The sequence below is a fragment of the Pantoea sp. B566 genome (assembly GCF_024793925.1).
Classification (GTDB): Bacteria; Pseudomonadota; Gammaproteobacteria; order Enterobacterales; family Enterobacteriaceae; genus Pantoea; species Pantoea ananatis.
Map to the genome: position 1 here is coordinate 2,854,721 of NZ_JANUQL010000003.1, position 18,130 is coordinate 2,872,850.

An 18,130-nucleotide genomic window follows, 5' to 3' on the forward strand; every position below is an offset into this window, starting at 1 on the left:
TCAGTGTGCGTCGATAAACGCGATTTTAAGCACAAACAGTAACGCGACAATCACCACGCAGGGGCTGATTTCACGCCAGCGCCCGGTGCCAAGTTTCATGACACAGTAAGCAATAAAGCCCAGCGCGATGCCTTCCGTAATGGAGAAGCTAAACGGCATCATCGCGGCCGTAACAAAAGCGGGAACGGCCTCCGTCAGATCGTCCCATTTAACCCGCGACAGGCTGGCGGTCATCAGCACGCCAACGTAGATCAGCGCGCCCGCTGCGGCATAGGCCGGAACCATGGCTGCCAGCGGTGATAAAAATGTGACCAGCAGGAACAGAAGGCCGGTGACGACCGCCATCAGTCCGGTACGACCACCAACGGCGACGCCAGACGTACTTTCAATATAGGCCGTAACGGAAGAGGTCCCTGCCAGCGCGCCAGTAACGGAACTGATGCTGTCGACATAGAGCGCCTGTTTCATCCGTGGGAAAGTCCCTTTTTCATCGACCAGGCCGGCTTTATCGGTGACGCCAATCAGCGTACCTGATGAGTCAAACAGATTGACCAGCATAAAAGAGAAGATGATGCCGGCCATGCCAATATTGAACGCGCCTTTGATATCGACCTGACCGACCACAGAGGTGATGGACGGAGGCGCAGAGAACAGACCCACAAACTTCACGTCGCCCAGCATCCAGCCAATCGCCGTGGTGACGATCATCGAAATCAGCACGGCGGCGTGAATATTGCGTGACGCCAGAATGGCGATAATAAAGAAACCCAGAGCACCCAGCAGCACGTTATGCGAGCTGAGGTTGCCCACAGTGACCAGCGTATCCGGGTTGGCCACAATGATGCCGGCGTTTTTCAGGCCCATCATGGCAATAAACAGGCCAATGCCGGCGGTAATGCCCACGCGCAGGCTAAGTGGAATATTGGCGATCATCCAGTAGCGAATACGCAGCAGCGTAAGGATAAGCAACCCCAGCGCGCCCCAAAAGATGGCGCCCATACCGACCTGCCACGAGTAACCCATAGCACCCACGACGACGAAGGCAAAAAAGGCATTGAGGCCCATTGCCGGTGCCAGTGCGACCGGAAGATTGGCGAACAGGCCCATCAGGATGCTGCCGAATGCGGCAATAAGACAGGTCGTTACGAACACCGCCTGGGCGTTCATCCCTGCCACACCCAAAATTTGTGGGTTTACAAAAACGATGTATACCATGGTCAAAAACGTGGTAACGCCAGCAATGACCTCGGTACGAACCGTTGTACCGTGTTCCTGCAATTTAAATACGCGCTGAAAAAGGCTTTGTTTGTTCATGCCGTTTATCCGGAAGAAAATTTCACCGGCGCGTATCCTGGCGATTTTGCCCGGGCAATACAATGATTTTTCGCAACCGATTGCCATTATCACAACGCGTCAGGCTTAGGGTAGAGTGTAGGGGCACCCAACTAAAAGGATGGAGTCAGATGTCAGCAGAATGCGTCTTTTTCGATTGTGATGGTACCCTGGTAGACAGCGAAGTGCTTTGTACACGCGCTTACGTCACCACCTTTGCCCGTTACGGTATTACGCTCTCCCTACAGGAGATGTTCGAAAAGTACAAAGGGGTGAAACTGTATGACATCATCCGTGACGTTAGCGAGTCGCATGGGGTCAGATTACCGCTGGACGAACTTGAACCCGCCTACCGGAGTGAAGTTGCCCGACTTTTCGATCTGGAGTTGAAGCCGATAGCCGGGGCGAAGGCGTTGGTGGCGCAGATGAACGTCCCGGTGTGCGTAGTATCCAACGGTACGGTCAAGAAGATGCAGCACTCGCTGGGATTAACCGGCATGCTGGACTACTTTGCCGAGCGCCTTTACAGCGGTTACGACATTGGTCACTGGAAACCCGAGCCTGAGCTGATGTTTCACGCCGCAGAGCAAATGCGAGTGCCTGTTGAGAGTTGTATTTTAGTGGATGATTCTGAAGCGGGCGCGCGGGCCGGAATCGCCGCTGGCATGCCAGTGTTCTACTACTGTGCCGACGCGCACAACCCGGAACTGGATCACCCGCTGGTCACGGTGTTTACGGATATGGCGGCGCTGCCTGAACTGTGGCGTGCGCGGGGCTGGAACCTGACAACCTAGCCTCAGGTTACCCAGTGGCGCCTGTCCAGCCGACTGAGCAGCATCGCCAGAAGCAGGCTGCCTGCCAGGGTGACCATAAAGACGGCGGGCAGATCCAACCAGGGACGCGTCATATCGTCATAGTGATTTGTACGGATGAAATGGATAAACAGCGCGTGAAAACCGTAGATGGGCAGCGAGTAGCGCGAAATCGTCGCCAGGCCAGGCAGAGTGCGTTGATTAAAGGCATTTTTGAACACCAGCAGGGCGCTGATGGCCGCAATAAACACCAGCGGTCCACAATAGAGATACCAGGTATCGTTAAATGCGCCGTTGACGATTAATGCCCGTTTGGTGCCCAGCATAATACCGGTCACGCAGGTCAGGAAGGCCACGACTGCCAGCGCAGTCACGCCGCGCCTGTCTGTTTCCATGGTGCCGATAGCGCGCCCCAACAGCGCGTAGAGCAGGTAATAAATACTGTCTCCGCTCAGATAGAGGTTGATCGGTAACCAGTGAAACCGCCCCCATGACTGATCCATGGTATTGGGATTAGCCAGCACCGCCACAACCAGCACCAGCACCGCCACATAGCGGGGGCGCACGCTTTTGACCTGAATTAAGGGCGACAGGAGGTAAATGCCGATCAGCGCGAAGAAAAACCACAGATGATAAAACACCGGTTTCTGTAGCATTTTCAATATTGAACGGCCTTCACCGATGGGCGTTAGCAGGCTGATATAGACCAGCGCGACGGCGCTGTAAAACAGCAGGCATCCGACGAGTCGCCATAGATGACGGGGTTGTGCGCTGCGTTCGCCAAAGAACAGGTAGCCGGAAATCATAAAAAACAGCGGCACACAGATGCGTGACGTTGAGTTGAGCAGGTTGGCGATGTCCCACCAGTGACCTTTTATCGCCATCGGCCCTGCCAGATACCAGGTGGTGGTATGGATGACGATGACCATCAGGCAGGCAATTGCCCGCAAATTATCTATCCAGTAAATCTTTTGCGACATGGTTTCCTCTGGCGCAGTGCGTCCCGGTGCAAAGCGTAGCCAGTCGCGTTGCAGTCAACAAGCGCGCCGACAGGGATTCAGAACCCTCTGTGCGCAAGATCGCATGAAAAAAGCCAAACGGCACAGGTTAATTTTGCCGTTCAGCATCGCTGTGGCGCTGAACGTCATCCTAAAATCCACTCTCCAGGCTGCGCGGCAGGATTTCCGGCTGCACATCGCGCGGTCAAAGGGTATACTGTCGCACTCTTTTTTTATCTAGCCGAACCGCGTGCGAACTCATCATGCAAAAGTTTGATACCAAGACCTTTCAGGGCCTGATCCTGACATTGCAGGATTACTGGGCGCGCCAGGGCTGCACCATTGTTCAACCACTGGACATGGAAGTGGGCGCTGGTACTTCACACCCAATGACCTGCCTGCGCGCACTTGGCCCGGAGCCGATTGCCGCCGCCTATGTGCAGCCATCCCGCCGTCCTACCGACGGCCGCTACGGCGAAAACCCGAACCGCTTACAGCACTATTACCAGTTTCAGGTGATCATCAAGCCATCGCCGGACAACATTCAGGAGCTGTACCTTGGGTCGCTGAAAGAGCTGGGTATGGATCCCACGGTGCACGATATTCGCTTTGTCGAAGATAACTGGGAAAACCCTACGCTGGGTGCCTGGGGACTCGGCTGGGAAGTGTGGCTTAACGGCATGGAAGTGACGCAGTTTACCTATTTTCAGCAGGTAGGTGGCCTGGAGTGCAAACCGGTTACCGGTGAGATCACCTACGGTCTTGAGCGCCTCGCGATGTACATCCAGGGCGTTGACAGCGTTTACGATCTGGTCTGGAGCGACGGTCCGTTAGGTAAAACAACCTACGGCGACGTGTTCCACCAGAACGAAGTCGAGCAGTCTACCTACAACTTTGAATACGCCGACGTGGATTTTCTCTTCACCTGTTTTGAGCAGTATGAGAAAGAAGCGCAGCAGCTACTGGCGTTGGAAAAACCTCTTCCGCTGCCTGCTTACGAGCGCATTCTGAAAGCCGCACACAGCTTTAACCTGCTGGACGCGCGTAAAGCGATCTCGGTGACGGAGCGTCAGCGCTACATTCTGCGTATCCGCACCCTGACTAAAGCCGTGGCTGAAGCCTATTACGCTTCTCGCGAAGCGCTGGGCTTCCCGATGTGCAATAACAAAAAGTAAGAGGCAGCCATGACTGACAAAACGTTCCTGGTGGAAATCGGCACCGAAGAGCTGCCACCGAAAGCATTACGCAGCCTGGCGGAAGCCTTTGCTGCTCAGGTGACTGCCGAGCTGGATGCGGCTAATCTGAACCATGGCGAGGTAAGCTGGTTTGCTGCCCCGCGCCGTCTGGCGTTGAAAATCGCCAGCCTGAGTGCCTCCCAGCCCGATCGTGAAGTAGAAAAGCGCGGGCCTGCGGTCGCGGCGGCCTTCGATGCAGAAGGCAATGCCACTAAAGCAGCGGAAGGCTGGGCACGCGGTAACGGTATTACGGTTGAGCAGGCTGAACGCCTGAGCACCGACAAAGGCGAATGGCTGGTTTATCGTGCCCAGGTTAAAGGTGAGGCTGCTCAGGCATTGCTGCCAGGAATGGTTGCCACTGCCCTGAGTAAACTGCCAGTACCTAAACTGATGCGCTGGGGCGACAGCGACGTACAGTTTGTGCGTCCGGTGCATACCGTCACCCTGCTGCTGGGCGATGAACTGATTCCCGCCACGATCCTTGGCATTAAGTCAGATCGCGTTATTCGTGGTCACCGCTTCATGGGCGAAAGTGAGATCACGCTGGAGAACGCCGATCAGTATCCGGATGTGCTTGAAAAGCGCGGTCAGGTCATTGCTGACTATCAGGTTCGCAAGGCCATGATTAAAGCCGATGCAGAAGCCGCGGCGCGTCGTTTAGGTGGGGTCGCTGACCTCAGCGACAGCCTGCTGGAAGAGGTGACGTCGCTGGTCGAATGGCCGGTCGTATTGACCGCCACCTTTGAGGAAAAATTCCTTAAGGTGCCGTCTGAAGCGCTGGTTTACACCATGAAAGGCGATCAGAAGTACTTCCCGGTTTATGATGCGGAAGGCAACCTGCTACCAAACTTCATTTTTGTGACCAACATTGAGTCCAGCGATCCGCAGCAGATCATTTCCGGTAATGAGAAGGTTGTACGCCCGCGTCTGGCGGATGCCGAATTCTTTTTTGATACCGACCGCAAAAAGCGCCTTGAAGATCACCTGCCGCGCCTCGAAACCGTGCTGTTCCAGAAAGAGCTGGGTTCGCTGCGTGACAAAACAGATCGTATTCAGGCCCTTGCCGGTTGGGTCGCAGCGCAGATTGGTGCTGATGTGAATCACGCCACGCGCGCGGGCCTGCTGTCCAAATGCGACCTGATGACCAATATGGTGTTTGAGTTCACCGACACGCAAGGCGTGATGGGCATGCACTATGCGCGTCATGACGGCGAAGCCGAAGATGTTGCGGTGGCGCTGAACGAGCAGTACCAGCCGCGTTTCGCAGGGGACGATTTGCCGTCCAGCCCGGTTGCCTGTGCGCTGGCGATTGCCGATAAAATGGACACGCTGGCCGGGATTTTTGGTATTGGTCAGCATCCAAAGGGCGATAAAGATCCCTTTGCACTGCGTCGTGCCGCGCTGGGCGTGCTGCGCATTATCGTAGAAAAAAATCTGCCACTCGATCTGCAAACGCTGACCGAAGAAGCCGTGCGCCTGTATGGCAGCAAGCTGAGCAATGCCAATGCGGTTAATGACGTCATCGACTTTATGTTGGGTCGCTTCCGCAGCTGGTATCAGGAAGAAGGCCACAGCATTGATACGCTGCAGGCGGTACTGGCACGTCGTCCAACCCGTCCGGCCGACTTTGATGCCCGCATGAAGGCGGTCTCACACTTCCGCACGCTGGATGAGGCTGCCGCGCTGGCCGCTGCCAATAAGCGCGTCTCTAACATTCTGGCTAAATCGACCGAACCGCTGAATGACAGCGTGCAGGCGTCGTTGTTAAAAGAGAATGAAGAGATTCAGCTGGCCACCTTCGTGACCGCTCTGAGCAGTAAACTGCAGCCTTACTTTGCAGAAGGTCGCTATCAGGATGCGTTAATTGAGCTGGCGCAGCTGCGCGAAGCCGTAGACAACTTCTTCGATAAAGTGATGGTTAATGCGGAAGACGAGGCGGTGCGGATTAACCGTCTGACGCTGCTGTCGAAACTGCGCGAACTGTTCCTGCAGGTCGCTGATATTTCGCTACTGCAGTAACCGGCCTCGACGACGTTGAAAAGGGACGAGAAATCGTCCCTTTTTTATTCTGTGTGTCCCGTCTTGAATAATCGAGGTACGTTGCCCATCGACAGGGCGATATGTGAAATCTCATCTGTAGAGCATGTTTATATTCAAGCGCTGCAGCCGGTTACCGGCACAGGCGGCGCTATCCGCGAGTCTATCTCAAGCCGCCAGGCATCGTGGCGGCACAGCCCGAATGCCCGCTTTAAAATGTCCAGGTAACGCCTGAAGAAAGCGTCCAGTAATACTGTTGATCCGTCATCGGACTGTCGCGAAGTGCGCCAGTCAGGAAGGTGACTTTGGGCTGAAGATAAATATGCAACGGCGTAACCGGGTGCCAGTCAAACGCCAAAGCAAGCCACGGCGTAATGCCCTGATGACGCCAGGAAGGTAAACCGCTGCGCTCGGATTCCTGAGCGTTCACGCCGTAGTAATAGCTTGCCTGCTGCTTATTCAGCCAGTCCACCCCAACCTGCGGATAAACGTCCAACTGCATGAACGACACCTGGCCCGCCCATGCGACGGTTCCCAGTAATCCCCGGCTTTCATTCAGCGTATCCGCAGAGAGTTCCGTTCTGAAAGCACCGACGGGGGTTATCTTTTGATAGCTGATGCCGCCCATCATGGTGCTGTGGCGGATGTCTAGCTGTCGAAGCGCCGGGTCAGATGACTGGCCGGGATCGAATTCGTTATCCAGATACCACCAGCGCGCCTTTAGCTGTGTGGTGTCATCTTTGATCAAATAGGCGCCGACTTCGGTGCCGTCAATATAGACATGGTTGTTGTCATATCCTACATAAGGCAGACCTGAAAACTGCGTTTTGTACTGGCGATAAGGCGTAAAGTTCGCCTCGCCCTGGGCGCCCAGCGTCAGCCCCTCAGCCCAGGCCTGTGTGATATTACCGACCAGGAGGCAGCACAAGGCCATTCTGAAGTGTGATCGCATGATAGTGATTTGTCCGGTTTTCGTCTGTCTGAGGCAGTGGGCTGCCAGGTCTCACAGCCCATGACGAGGCCGGAGCGTAAATAAAAAAACTGAGCGTGGTAATGAACTGCCTTTTACCCTGGCTTACGGCCCGCGCGCGCCGGGCCGCTTCAGGACAGGGCCTGAGCGAAAGATATAGCGGACTCGCTGCAGCAATGCAAGGCGCGGCGATGCTTATTCTTACCGGGTTCATCCCCTGATTACCGCTACCTTCTCTGACTACTGGGACGTAACATCAATCAATCGTCAATCGGTCCTGAATTCCGTCAATTTTATCCCTTTATTTATTGTGGGAATAAGGTGTTTTTGTTAAGGTCCCGTTCCGCCAGATAACCGTTAATTTCGCAGGTTTACCGCGATCTAATGATGTTTTTCCCGTGAGTGGCAAGGCTTAAAAAGAAAATATCTGGCGCAAACAGGCTGTTTCATTTCGGATGAGACAGGGCTGAATAATACTGAACTCACAGCCCTGTCTTGAAAGGATAAGGCTGTCTGTATCAGAGAATTAACAGGGTGCGATGCGCCACCTATTTTTTATTATCAGGATTGTTGTATGAACAAGGTGATTATTTCCGCTATTTTCTGTGCGCTGCTGAGTGGTGCGGTGCCCGCAGTGGCAAGTCAAACGCTGTCTGTAGGCTATGCGCAGAGTAAAGTTGAAGATTTTAAAAATATGCCCGGTGTGAATCTGCAATATCGTTATGAGTGGGACTCGCCGGTTAGCGTAGTGGCCTCTTTCACCACTCTGGAGAACAGTGAGGACAGCAACAGTTCTTTTTTTCAGCGCCATACGTCCGATCACGTAAGCGCAAAATATTATTCTTTACTGGCGGGGCCGGCATATCGTCTGAATCAACGGGTCAGTGTTTATGCGCTGGCCGGCTTTTCCCATGCCGCGATGAGCCGCCAGTATCACGGCTATGATTCTCAGGGAATGCCTCAGGACATCCAGTTTTCGGAGACGACCAATGCGTTGGCTTACGGGGCCGGTATTATCATTAACCCGGTTGATTATCTGTCTGTAACCCTGGGTTACGAAGGTTCCCGCACCCGGGTTGAAGGAGAGCAACGCGCTGTTAACGGCGTTAATCTGGGGGTGGGTTACCGTTTCTGATTGCACGTTTATGCAGATTTGCTCTGCATCCTTCGCGGCGTGCCTCTCACCGCTTCAGAATACGCATAACGCCGCTGGCCCTTCAGAAACCCGGCTACTGGCAACTTGCTGCGCCGAGTGATCAGGATGCGGGCGGCGTGGTTCGGGCAAAGCTTTCGCGCTGAAACAGGTTTTCTGCCAGCTTGACTAACGCCGGGCGGCCAACGCACCAGTTCGGCACGACGCGACGGAAATTCAGATAACCGATCATGCAGCCCGTCGCAATATCCGCCAGGTTAAGTGCGCCAGTGTTGAGCCATTTTCCTTCGTTCACGGAGGCTTCCAGGCTGTCCAGGCCACGCTGAATCTTTTCACGATTACGCAGTAAAACCTCTTCTGACTGCATATCGCCCGGACGTAACTGCTCACGCACAATCACCAGCGCCGCGTCACTGATACCGTCAGCTAACTTCTCGAGCTGACGAACGTTTAACGATGCGAGGGAAGTGTCAGGTAATAAAGCAGGCGTCGGGCTGCGCTGTTCCAGGTACTCAGCGATGATGCTGGAATCGAACCAGATCTGATCGTCCTCCGCGACCAGTGCAGGCACTTTTCCCAACGGATTATATTGCGGAACGTGGCTGTCATCGCTGTAAGGCGAAGCATTAACGAATTCAAACATCATACCTTTTTCCAGCATGATGATAGATATCTTGCGTACAAAAGGGCTGGTATAGCTGCCAATCAGTTTCATTGCGTAGCTCCGTTTAGCGAGGTTTTTTAGCAATAGCTATTCACCAGGGAACATAAAGGGATTCAGACTGCTTCGTGTAAAGCCTTCCTGCTCCATACGGGCATCCAGCACCAAAGAAGCGAGATCGTCCGCGACGGGTTCAATTGCCGGATTCTTTTGCTGGTACAAGATTTTCAGATAGCTACCACAGTCACCACAGCTTTCAGCTTTTACTGCTGCATGTTCACTGTCCAGCGACCAGTAGTGAAGATCGCGGGATTGTTCGCAGTTTGTGCACTTGCTACGCACCACGTACCACTCACTTTCGCACAGATTGCAATGCAGGTAACGTGCGCCTTCGTCGGTGCCCATATGAACCATGCTGGCAACGGGCATGCTGTTGCACACCGGGCAGTACTGGCGTTGATTGCCCATCTCTGCCTGTGCTTTACCCGGTATCAACGCCGCCATTTGCGCCCAGTAAATTGACAGTGACGCCCAGATAAAAGGCGCTTTGTCGCTACTGACCTGAGCATACTCGCCCGCAAAGAGTGCGCTGGCCATCGTTTCCAGCTCGCTGGCAGAGGCTTTTTCCAGGTTCTCCAGCACTGCCAGCGCCTGGCCGCTCATCTCGGGTTTAAGTTCCGCAATCAGCGAATGCAACAGGCGGTGCCAGTGCGTATCCCGCGGTAAAGTATGAATATCCAGCGGCGGTTTGCCTTCCTGAGCACTCTGTACCAGGCGGGCATGAAGATTCATCTGCAGCGGATGGTCATACAGCACAATTTCCTGCGCCTGGGCTATGACGGCGGCAAAGCGTAAATAATCGCCCAGTGGATTTTTAGCGGCCAGATCACGCAGTCGCGCGGCGCGGCGGCTGTATAAACGCTTCAACTGGGGGAAAAGTAACGGCGGGATTGTCTCCGCTGGATTTTTTCCGCTCTTCTCCAACTGATCTTGCGGGATAATGCGGATGCTCATAGAGGGCATTTTCCTGTTTTGTTGGCTGATTACGCGATTCACGACACCAGCAAGAATAGGTTTTCAGTCGTGGCTCAGGCCATTCGGACGGTGGCTTTGTCGCCGGTTTTACGTTTTTTCTGTTGCGGTTATCTCCATCATGACAGGACTCGTCGTCAGTCAGAAGATTGCAGCATTTCAGGATCTCATCAATGTTCCCGACAGGCTGATCATAGCAGTCCAAATCCCGCCCTTGTGGATGAAATGTATTTTTCCCGAGGCTGGATGATTTCATACAGATAGACATCGAGCATGCCGGGCCAGCCGCGCGCCATTTCACGCTTTATGCTATCAGGGTGCCATGCGCTTGTTGCTCTCTGTCAGCAGGTTCAGAATAGGCACTATTCAGCATAACGGAATACTATTACCTTTCAATCATTGCGGAATCAGCCAGGATCAGAAAAAAGTGAATAAAAACGAGGCGAGAAGTGATGCTGATGTAATCGGGAATGCCGGTCTGCGTGAAACTCTGGTGTGGCAACGTGACGATTTACATCACTCCCGGGCTGACTGGCTAGCGGAAGAGGTTCCCGTGGCGCTGGTTTATAACGGCATTTCCCACGTCGTGATGATGACAACGCCCAAAGACCTGGAGGCTTTTGCCATCGGTTTTTCTCTCTCTGAAGGCATTATCGATGCGCCGGCAGATATCTTCGGTATGGATGTGGTCGCGGGTTGCAATGGCATTGAGGTACAGATTGAGCTATCCAGCCGTCGTTTTATGGCGCTGAAAGCGCAGCGACGGGCCCTGGCGGGGCGGACCGGCTGTGGCGTTTGCGGGGTTGAGCAACTGGACCAGATTGGTAAGCCGCTTACGCCGTTGCCGTTCACCCAGCGGTTTACGTTAGCGCATCTGGATCGCGCACTGGGGCAACTTAACCAGTTTCAGCCAGTGGGGCAAAAAACGGGCTGTACCCATGCAGCGGCCTGGATACAGCCTGATGGTGTGCTGATTCACGGCTGCGAGGACGTCGGTCGTCATGTGGCGCTGGATAAGCTGTTGGGCTATCGCAGTCAGGCCGCCTGGGGCGAGGGCGCCCTGTTAGTTTCCAGTCGCGCCAGCTATGAGATGGTGCAGAAATCTGCAATGTGCGGCGTGGAGATTCTGTTTGCCGTCTCCGCTGCGACCCGACTGGCTGTTGAGGTTGCAGAACGCTGCAACCTTACCCTTGTCGGTTTCAGTAAGCCGGGCCGGGCGACCATTTACACTCATCCACAGCGGCTGATGTAAATGCTGAGCAGCGCGAATGAGTGCCTGCAGAAGCGGTTATCAGGCCGTCACGGGCTCGCTGACTGCGCCTGCGCGAAGCCCGTTTTGCGGTCAGCATCAAACGAAAAATGCGCAGTCTTTGCATGTTTTTTCAAAACCTTATGTTTAATAGGGCATTGATTACGCTTTTACCGATCATGAATTTAACTATAATGATAAGACTGCTTACGCGGCACGTGCCGACATTGTCGTGCTGCTCAAACACTAAATGGAGAGGAAGAACATGAGTTATTCACTGCCATCCCTGCCTTACGCCTACGACGCACTGGAACCGCACTTTGACAAGCAGACGATGGAAATCCATCACACCAAACATCATCAGACCTATGTCAACAACGCCAATGCGGCGCTGGAAGGCACTGAATTTGCTGATCTGCCCGTTGATGAACTGATCACTAAGCTGGATCAGCTGCCAGCAGACAAAAAAGGCCCGCTGCGCAACAACGCAGGTGGTCATGCTAACCACAGTCTGTTCTGGAAAGGCCTGAAAACCGGCACGACCCTTCAGGGCGAACTGAAGGCGGCTATTGAGAAAGATTTTGGTAGCGTTGAGAAATTCCAGGAAGAGTTTGAGAAAGCGGCGACCACCCGTTTCGGTTCAGGTTGGGCCTGGCTGGTTAAAAAAGGCGACAAACTGGCCGTGGTTTCCACTGCTAACCAGGATAATCCACTGATGGGCGAGGCCGTCGCTGGCGTTTCTGGCTATCCGATCATTGGTTTGGATGTGTGGGAACACGCCTACTACCTGAAGTATCAGAACAAGCGTCCGGACTACATCAAAGCGTTCTGGAACGTGGTTAACTGGGACGAAGCGGCAGCCCGCTTTGCATCGGCTAAGTAAGCGATAACCCAAGAGACCTGACCGGCAGAACCTGTTCTGCCGGTTTTTTTTCGCCCGAACATCAGGTTTTCGTCCTTTTCCGGTCTGAATGTTGCCATTGCGATAGCTGATGCTGCGCTGCCCGCACCGCTTCCCACCTTTAAAGCCCAACGTTCGAAGTCAGTTAAACCAGAATTAAACGAAGCGTCAGTTTATCCCGGTAAGTTTTTAACAATTTGAGTCATTAACCTGTCGTTGATGTCGCTCGTTTTATCATCAGCGCCACTATCAAACTAATAAGAACTTATGCCATGTCTATTTATACTACACACGAGCCGGTTGCTGATTCGTATGCCTCTCTTTTTTTTCAATTGGTCAGCGGAAAGTACGTGCCAAATAAACGTTGGCTAAGCCGTCAATTCCGTTTTAAATTTGCCTTAAGGACGCTGATTGCGCCCGTGACCACATTGCGCTATTTACAGCAGCTCTCAGAGTTACCCCGGTTTTCGCAATTAATGCGTGTGCAGGGAGTCTTACCCGCGAAGTTACATCGCCCTTATCTGCGTGCCGGAATGGGTGTAGCTGCACGCGCCCAGGCTATTCTCGACCATTATCATTTAATGAACAGCCTGGATAATCTTCAACTTCGCCAGGTTTTACAAAGTGGCGAAGAGAGCGTGCTGGCCAGGCTGAAGGGTAAAAATGATGAAGATTTTGTTATTGCCTGTAGCTCAGGTTATTACGATCGTGAAGGTGAAATAACCTTAGTCTTGCGTTATCAGGGAGAAGGCTTAGCCTCACTTTCATTCACGATCTTGAACGAGGATAACGCGCGCACACTCTTAATCGGTGGCTTACAGGGACCGCGTAAAAGTATCAGTAATGATGTTATTCGTGATGCAACCAAAGCGGCACATGGTTTATTTCCTAAACGCTTATTGATGGAAGTCGTCTTTATTTTATCTCAGCAATGTGGTGTCAGGAAAATAGCGGCGGTAGGGGATGAAACGCATGTTTTTCGCAGCCTGCGTTATCGCCAGAGTAAAGAGGATAAATTCCATGCCAGCTACAGCGATTTCTGGCTGACGATCAACGGAAAGGAGCGTGCTGACGGCGTCTTTATGCTGCCGCTGGCGCTGCCGCGTAAAACGCTGGAAGAGATTGCCAGTAAGAAGCGTGCGGAATACCGCCGTCGTTATACGCTGCTGGATACGCTGGCAGAGCAGGTTGGGACTGCTACTGGCCAGCAAAACAGCGATCGGGCCGCCGCCTGAAACATGATCAAAAGGCGTTTTTAGCAAATCCGGTCATAACGCTAAGCCCCATTTCTCGTCCCAGCGCGGTCATTGGATGCACCACCACCAGGCCGCGCACGCTTTTCTTCAATGCGCCTAAATTTGCCTGCTCTTTTTTCGTAATTTCGCGGCTGAACGGCAATTTTTGCAGTTTTTGCGCTTCCAGGCTCAGCTTAACGTCACGCTGACTGCGAAGACGCTCAATTTCCGTTACCAGCGTTTCTTTCTCTTTCAGCAACGCGCCCAGCTTTTCAGCATCACCGGATTCGAGTAACTGAGGCTCTTTACGATTCAGCGCGTCAAGTTGATCGCTGAGACGTTTAATTTCGTTTTTTTCTTGCTCTTTCATGACAACAACTCGTTGAGGAAAACAGGCTAAGGATACACCAAATTTAACGTAGATTCTCGGTGGTTAGCGTGAAAAGGGGAGCCTTGAGGCTCCCGGCGGGATTTAGCTGACTGACTTTTTAAACGCCTGTTTCATACTAATGCGGGAAATCAGTTCGGTGAGTGACAGGACCATAGTGGAGCGTACCATCTGCAGATAACGTTGCTGCTGCATCGCCTGTAGTGCTGCATCTTCAGCATGAAATGTGGGAACGGGGGGCCAGGCCGCCACACAGTGCAATTCACCAAAGGGTCCCAGAATTTCATCATCAGTAAAACGGTAATCGCCCGCGTCATGATTGAGTTCTTCACGCAGCGCCAGCAGTAACTCACAGTCTTCATATTCATGCCGACTAATCACGCCAAGGCCATAGATCAGCTTGAGCCTGACGGAGAGCTCACCTAACGGACCGTCACCCAGCAGCAAGGGCTCTACGGCGTATTTCACCGCGTAGTCATCTTTACGGAATACCTGCAGCACCAGCACATTGACGGCTTCAGCTAACAACTCGACAGCGGCGAACAAAAAGCTTCTCACCGAGCGTCCAGCGTTCAGGCGTTCAAGCACCCGGTTTTCAAAAGCCTGCTTTTCTTCCATTCTTGCCTGCATCAGTGTAGTGCTGCTGTCGGGGGCCCGTTTATTGCCCCCGATCTGGGTCGCTAACATGGGGCTATTATGCCATGGCGTGCCAGGCACTCACGGCCTCTTTTATTATTTCACTCTCAGCATCCAGTCCTGAAACCTGCGCTAAGGTTGCCTGCGGACCTTTTTCCGCCAGCAGCGCGGCTAACTCCTGCGCCTGGGGATCCTGATCGCTATGATAATGCATTGCAGCAGCAATGCCCTGAACCAGGTTGGCATGCGGCAGGCCATATTCCAGCGTGCCGAGTGTCGGTTTAATCAGGCGGTCGCCTGCGCTCAGCTTGCGGATTGGCTGACGACCTACGCGTTCAACGTCATCTTTCAGATAGGGATTTTCAAAGCGGCTAAGAATTTTTTGAATATAAGCAGCATGCTTGTCTGCTTCGAAGCCGTAGCGTCTAATCAGTACCGCGCCACTTTCTTCCATCGCACCCTGGACGACCGCGCGAATATTCTCATCGAGAATGGCATCGCGAATAGTCTGGTGCCCCGCCTGTTGCCCCAGATAGGCCGTAATTGCGTGGCCGGTATTCAGGGTGAAAAGTTTACGCTCCACAAAGGCCATCAGGTTATCGGTCAGTTCCATGCCCGGAATGGTCGGCAATTCGCCTTTAAACTGGGTTTTGTCCACAATCCATTCGCTGAAGGTTTCCACCGTGACTTCAAGCGGATCCTGAGTGCCTGCTTCAGAAGGGGGAACAATACGGTCTACCGCTGAATCCACAAAGCCGACGTGTTGTTCGAGCCAGACATGATATTCAGAAGGTAGCGCCTGTAGCACGTGCTGCTTAAGCTGGCTGGTTCCACGCACCATATTTTCACAGGCGATAATATTTAACGGCCGAACATTGCCGTTATCACTGCGTTTGGCCAGACCTTTTGCCACGCTGGCAGCGATGCGCTCAAGGATTTGCGGACCAACGGCAGTGGTAACGAGATCGACATCCGCGATCAGTCCAGTAATGTCGTCGCTGGTGCTGTTCACGGCGCTGACGCCCTTAACCACTTCAACTTTGGCCTGTTCACCTACCACATGCACGGGATATTCATGACGTGCATTAAGGGCATCCAGCACTGCCTGATTCACATCTGCAAAAATCAGCTCAATACCGGCATCTGCCAGCAGTTTGCCGATAAAGCCACGACCGATGTTGCCTGCTCCAAAATGTAACGCTTTCATAAAATTGACCCATATCAAATAACGATGGGGCGGGCATGTCCGCCCCCAAAAAATGGGACGGGCACAACCGCCCCAGGGAAATGTCGGACCCGATTATGCTACAGCGGGTTTGCCTGATAACAGATCCAGAACATCCTGTACACTTTCTGTACGTGCCAGTTGTTCAATGACCTGCTCATCATCGAGCGCGTTCGTCAGGCTGGTAATCACCTGAATGTGCTCGTTATTGCGGGCAGCTATACCAATCACCAAACGTGCCACTTCATCAGGTTCCTCGCCAAACTGAACGCCGGCAGGGTACTGGCAGAAAACCACACCCGTTTTCAGTACACGGTCTTTCGCTTCAACGGTACCGTGCGGCACAGCAATCGACTCGCCAAGATAGGTTGGCGTCAGCTTTTCGCGCGCCAGCATGGCATCAATGTATTCGGGTTCTACGTAGCCGCCTTTGACTAACTGCTCACCGGCAAAGCGAATCGCCTGCTCTTTATTGCTGGCACTCAGCCCCAGGAAAACGTTGCTCTGGCCGAGTTTAAACAGGTTGGCATGGCTGTCATCGTAGCTGTCACCCAGCGTCTTCTGTACGGCTTCGCGGTTAGCTTCACTGCGATTAGCCGCCACCAGGCGCTCGGTCAGCGTGCTATAAAGTGCACTATCCAGGAAGTTATTTAAGGAAATGTGCTGGGCATGAGGCGCCTGACGGATGGCTCGTTCAGTAAGATCGCGATGGGTAATCACCAGATCAACGTCACCCGGTAAGGCATTAATCGCGCTGTTGGTGACCGACACGTTACTCAGACCTGCATCATGGACCTTCTTACGCAGGACACCAGCGCCCATGGCGCTTGAGCCCATACCTGCATCGCAGGCCACAATGATTTTACGCACATGGTCCAGATCTACGCTCATCGCGTCGCTCGCAACCGGCGCACCTGTCAGACTCTGACCTTTTGACTGCGCTTTCATATCACGCATACGCTGCGTCGCCGCTTCGATATCGTCATCTTCTTTCACTTTGCTGGTCTTCAACAAAATGGCAGAAATCACAAACGACACCGCAAATGCAGCAAAGATGGCGGCGATATTGGCAAAGTAAGCTCCTTTTGGCGTCATGGCTAATACGGCCAGGATAGAACCTGGTGAAGCAGGCGATACCAGACCACCGTGCAGTACGGTCAGCGTAAAGACACCGGTCATTCCGCCAAGGATGACGGCCAGCAGCAGGCGTGGTGCCATCAGCACGTAAGGGAAGTAGATCTCGTGAATGCCGCCCAGGAAGTGGATGATCGCCGCGCCCCCAGCAGACTGTTTAGCACTGCCCCGACCAAAAAACATATAGGCCATCAGCACGCCCATCCCCGGACCCGGGTTGGCTTCGATCAAGAAGAAAATTGATTTCCCTGCTTCACTTGCCTGCTGAATACCCAGAGGTGAGAAAATCCCGTGGTTAATCGCGTTGTTCAGGAACAGGATTTTTGCAGGTTCAACGAAGATTGACGTCAATGGCAGCAGGTTGTTCTGCACCATCAGGTTAACGCCCGTGGCAAGAATGTGTGAAAGACCTTCAACCAGCGGACCAATCGCCATAAAAGCCAGCATGGCCAACAGCATACCGATAATACCGGCAGAGAAGTTGTTCACCAGCATCTCAAAGCCGCTTTTGATTTTACCGTCAACCATACGGTCAAAGGATTTGATCGCCCAGCCGCCAAGTGGGCCCGCAATCATTGAGCCGAGGAACATCGGCATATCAGCACCGACAATTACCCCCATCGTAGTGATTGCGCCAACCACCCCACCGCGATCGCCACCGACCAGGCGTCCACCGGTATAACCGATCAGGAGTGGCAGCAGGTAAGTGATCATTGGGGCGACCAGTTTCGCCAGCGTTTCGTTAGGGATCCATCCTGTTGGAATAAACAGCGCGGTGATAATACCCCAGGCGATAAATGCGCCAATGTTAGGCATCACCATATTACTCAAAAAGCGACCAAAGCTTTGTACTTTGACCTTTACTGATGAGGACATAAGCCCACCCCTTGTTGAGACGCGCTGCAACAGGAGCGCGCGTTTGTTTTTGTTTAGCCACTACGGCGATGAGCCGTCAGTATTACTGTATGCAGGCGGACTTTATCACGCGAATAGTGGACTGCGTAGTGCACGAGGCTTAGTGTGATTTAGGTCACATTTATGTCGGGGGGATGGGGGGTTATTAAGTGACTTTTATCACAGAAATGAGCCATTACGGCGATAAGACGACGGATTTTTAGCCATCGAAATCGAT

The 18,130-nt window shown here is 53.2% G+C and carries 16 protein-coding genes; 7 read left to right on the plus strand and 9 right to left on the minus strand.

All coding sequences use genetic code 11. From position 1 onward, the window contains the following. Positions 1-1,314: an NCS2 family permease gene (locus NYE92_RS15080; protein ID WP_014607032.1), complete on the minus strand. Its 1,314-nt coding sequence runs from the start codon at positions 1,312-1,314 to the stop codon at positions 1-3. Between the two features lie 149 nt (positions 1,315-1,463). Here NYE92_RS15080 and yieH point away from each other — a divergent pair, with 149 nt between their 5' ends. Beyond that, positions 1,464-2,126, plus strand: coding sequence for a 6-phosphogluconate phosphatase (yieH, locus tag NYE92_RS15085; protein ID WP_133345135.1), 663 nt, complete (start codon positions 1,464-1,466; stop codon positions 2,124-2,126). 2 nt (positions 2,127-2,128) lie between these two features. Here yieH and NYE92_RS15090 read toward each other — a convergent pair whose 3' ends face one another. Next, positions 2,129-3,124, minus strand: coding sequence for an acyltransferase (locus NYE92_RS15090; protein ID WP_259019124.1), 996 nt, complete (start codon positions 3,122-3,124; stop codon positions 2,129-2,131). 281 nt (positions 3,125-3,405) lie between these two features. Here NYE92_RS15090 and glyQ point away from each other — a divergent pair, with 281 nt between their 5' ends. Together glyQ and glyS are read left to right on the plus strand one after the other, a co-directional pair. Continuing rightward, positions 3,406-4,317, plus strand: coding sequence for a glycine--tRNA ligase subunit alpha (gene glyQ / locus NYE92_RS15095; RefSeq protein WP_013024007.1), 912 nt, complete (start codon positions 3,406-3,408; stop codon positions 4,315-4,317). A gap of 9 nt (positions 4,318-4,326) precedes the next feature. Then, on the plus strand, positions 4,327-6,396 hold the full coding sequence (gene glyS, locus NYE92_RS15100) for a glycine--tRNA ligase subunit beta (protein ID WP_014607029.1): 2,070 nt from the start codon (positions 4,327-4,329) through the stop codon (positions 6,394-6,396). A 229-nt stretch (positions 6,397-6,625) separates the two neighbouring features. Here glyS and NYE92_RS15105 read toward each other — a convergent pair whose 3' ends face one another. After that, a complete protein-coding gene (locus NYE92_RS15105) occupies positions 6,626-7,366 on the minus strand; it encodes a MipA/OmpV family protein (RefSeq protein WP_015701319.1) in 741 nt (246 codons plus the stop codon). A gap of 592 nt (positions 7,367-7,958) precedes the next feature. On the opposite strand from NYE92_RS15105, the gene NYE92_RS15110 reads away from it, so the two are divergent. Continuing rightward, positions 7,959-8,519 carry an Ail/Lom family outer membrane beta-barrel protein gene (locus tag NYE92_RS15110; protein ID WP_014594974.1) on the plus strand — a complete coding sequence of 187 codons (561 nt, stop codon included), beginning with the start codon at positions 7,959-7,961 and terminating at the stop codon, positions 8,517-8,519. A gap of 121 nt (positions 8,520-8,640) precedes the next feature. Here NYE92_RS15110 and NYE92_RS15115 read toward each other — a convergent pair whose 3' ends face one another. Then, positions 8,641-9,252, minus strand: coding sequence for a glutathione S-transferase (locus NYE92_RS15115; RefSeq protein ID WP_088900775.1), 612 nt, complete (start codon positions 9,250-9,252; stop codon positions 8,641-8,643). Between the two features lie 36 nt (positions 9,253-9,288). Continuing rightward, positions 9,289-10,212 (minus strand): formate dehydrogenase accessory protein FdhE, encoded by a 924-nt coding sequence (gene fdhE / locus NYE92_RS15120; RefSeq protein WP_259019125.1) that lies wholly within the window; start codon positions 10,210-10,212, stop codon positions 9,289-9,291. Between the two features lie 445 nt (positions 10,213-10,657). On the opposite strand from fdhE, the gene fdhD reads away from it, so the two are divergent. The 3 genes from fdhD to NYE92_RS15135 all read left to right on the plus strand — a co-directional run bounded on the left by fdhD (position 10,658) and on the right by NYE92_RS15135 (position 13,615). Further along, complete coding sequence (fdhD, locus tag NYE92_RS15125; protein WP_031284268.1) at positions 10,658-11,482, plus strand: formate dehydrogenase accessory sulfurtransferase FdhD; 825 nt, start codon at positions 10,658-10,660, stop codon at positions 11,480-11,482. A gap of 262 nt (positions 11,483-11,744) precedes the next feature. Further along, positions 11,745-12,362, plus strand: a complete 618-nt coding sequence (sodA, locus tag NYE92_RS15130) for a superoxide dismutase [Mn] (RefSeq protein WP_014607023.1) — start codon at positions 11,745-11,747, stop codon at positions 12,360-12,362. A 290-nt stretch (positions 12,363-12,652) separates the two neighbouring features. After that, entirely contained in the window at positions 12,653-13,615 is a 963-nt protein-coding gene (locus tag NYE92_RS15135) for a VirK/YbjX family protein (protein WP_022623756.1), read from the plus strand. A gap of 7 nt (positions 13,616-13,622) precedes the next feature. On the opposite strand, the gene NYE92_RS15140 is transcribed toward NYE92_RS15135, so the two are convergent. The 4 genes from NYE92_RS15140 to NYE92_RS15155 all read right to left on the minus strand — a co-directional run bounded on the left by NYE92_RS15140 (position 13,623) and on the right by NYE92_RS15155 (position 17,874). After that, positions 13,623-13,985: a YibL family ribosome-associated protein gene (locus NYE92_RS15140; protein WP_013024016.1), complete on the minus strand. Its 363-nt coding sequence runs from the start codon at positions 13,983-13,985 to the stop codon at positions 13,623-13,625. Between the two features lie 102 nt (positions 13,986-14,087). Next, the gene (gene mtlR / locus NYE92_RS15145) at positions 14,088-14,690 is read right to left on the minus strand and encodes a mannitol operon repressor MtlR (protein WP_014594981.1); all 603 of its coding nucleotides are present in this window, start codon (positions 14,688-14,690) and stop codon (positions 14,088-14,090) included. A gap of 7 nt (positions 14,691-14,697) precedes the next feature. After that, positions 14,698-15,846, minus strand: a complete 1,149-nt coding sequence (mtlD, locus tag NYE92_RS15150) for a mannitol-1-phosphate 5-dehydrogenase (protein WP_019106242.1) — start codon at positions 15,844-15,846, stop codon at positions 14,698-14,700. 93 nt (positions 15,847-15,939) lie between these two features. Next, on the minus strand, positions 15,940-17,874 hold the full coding sequence (locus NYE92_RS15155) for a PTS mannitol transporter subunit IICBA (RefSeq protein WP_014607019.1): 1,935 nt from the start codon (positions 17,872-17,874) through the stop codon (positions 15,940-15,942). Positions 17,875-18,130 lie beyond the last annotated feature (256 nt).

Excerpts from the sequence above, each read along its gene's own strand:
- NYE92_RS15135 (WP_022623756.1), top strand. The coding sequence starts at position 12,653 with ATGTCTATTTATACTACACACGAGCCGGTTGCTGATTCGTATGCCTCT.
- glyS (WP_014607029.1), top strand. The coding sequence starts at position 4,327 with ATGACTGACAAAACGTTCCTGGTGGAAATCGGCACCGAAGAGCTGCCA.
- mtlD (WP_019106242.1), bottom strand. The coding sequence starts at position 15,846 with ATGAAAGCGTTACATTTTGGAGCAGGCAACATCGGTCGTGGCTTTATC.
- NYE92_RS15080 (WP_014607032.1), bottom strand. The coding sequence starts at position 1,314 with ATGAACAAACAAAGCCTTTTTCAGCGCGTATTTAAATTGCAGGAACAC.
- mtlR (WP_014594981.1), bottom strand. The coding sequence starts at position 14,690 with ATGTTAGCGACCCAGATCGGGGGCAATAAACGGGCCCCCGACAGCAGC.
- NYE92_RS15115 (WP_088900775.1), bottom strand. The coding sequence starts at position 9,252 with ATGAAACTGATTGGCAGCTATACCAGCCCTTTTGTACGCAAGATATCT.
- fdhE (WP_259019125.1), bottom strand. The coding sequence starts at position 10,212 with ATGAGCATCCGCATTATCCCGCAAGATCAGTTGGAGAAGAGCGGAAAA.
- NYE92_RS15155 (WP_014607019.1), bottom strand. The coding sequence starts at position 17,874 with ATGTCCTCATCAGTAAAGGTCAAAGTACAAAGCTTTGGTCGCTTTTTG.
- glyQ (WP_013024007.1), top strand. The coding sequence starts at position 3,406 with ATGCAAAAGTTTGATACCAAGACCTTTCAGGGCCTGATCCTGACATTG.
- NYE92_RS15090 (WP_259019124.1), bottom strand. The coding sequence starts at position 3,124 with ATGTCGCAAAAGATTTACTGGATAGATAATTTGCGGGCAATTGCCTGC.
- NYE92_RS15140 (WP_013024016.1), bottom strand. The coding sequence starts at position 13,985 with ATGAAAGAGCAAGAAAAAAACGAAATTAAACGTCTCAGCGATCAACTT.
- NYE92_RS15105 (WP_015701319.1), bottom strand. The coding sequence starts at position 7,366 with ATGCGATCACACTTCAGAATGGCCTTGTGCTGCCTCCTGGTCGGTAAT.
- NYE92_RS15110 (WP_014594974.1), top strand. The coding sequence starts at position 7,959 with ATGAACAAGGTGATTATTTCCGCTATTTTCTGTGCGCTGCTGAGTGGT.
- yieH (WP_133345135.1), top strand. The coding sequence starts at position 1,464 with ATGTCAGCAGAATGCGTCTTTTTCGATTGTGATGGTACCCTGGTAGAC.
- sodA (WP_014607023.1), top strand. The coding sequence starts at position 11,745 with ATGAGTTATTCACTGCCATCCCTGCCTTACGCCTACGACGCACTGGAA.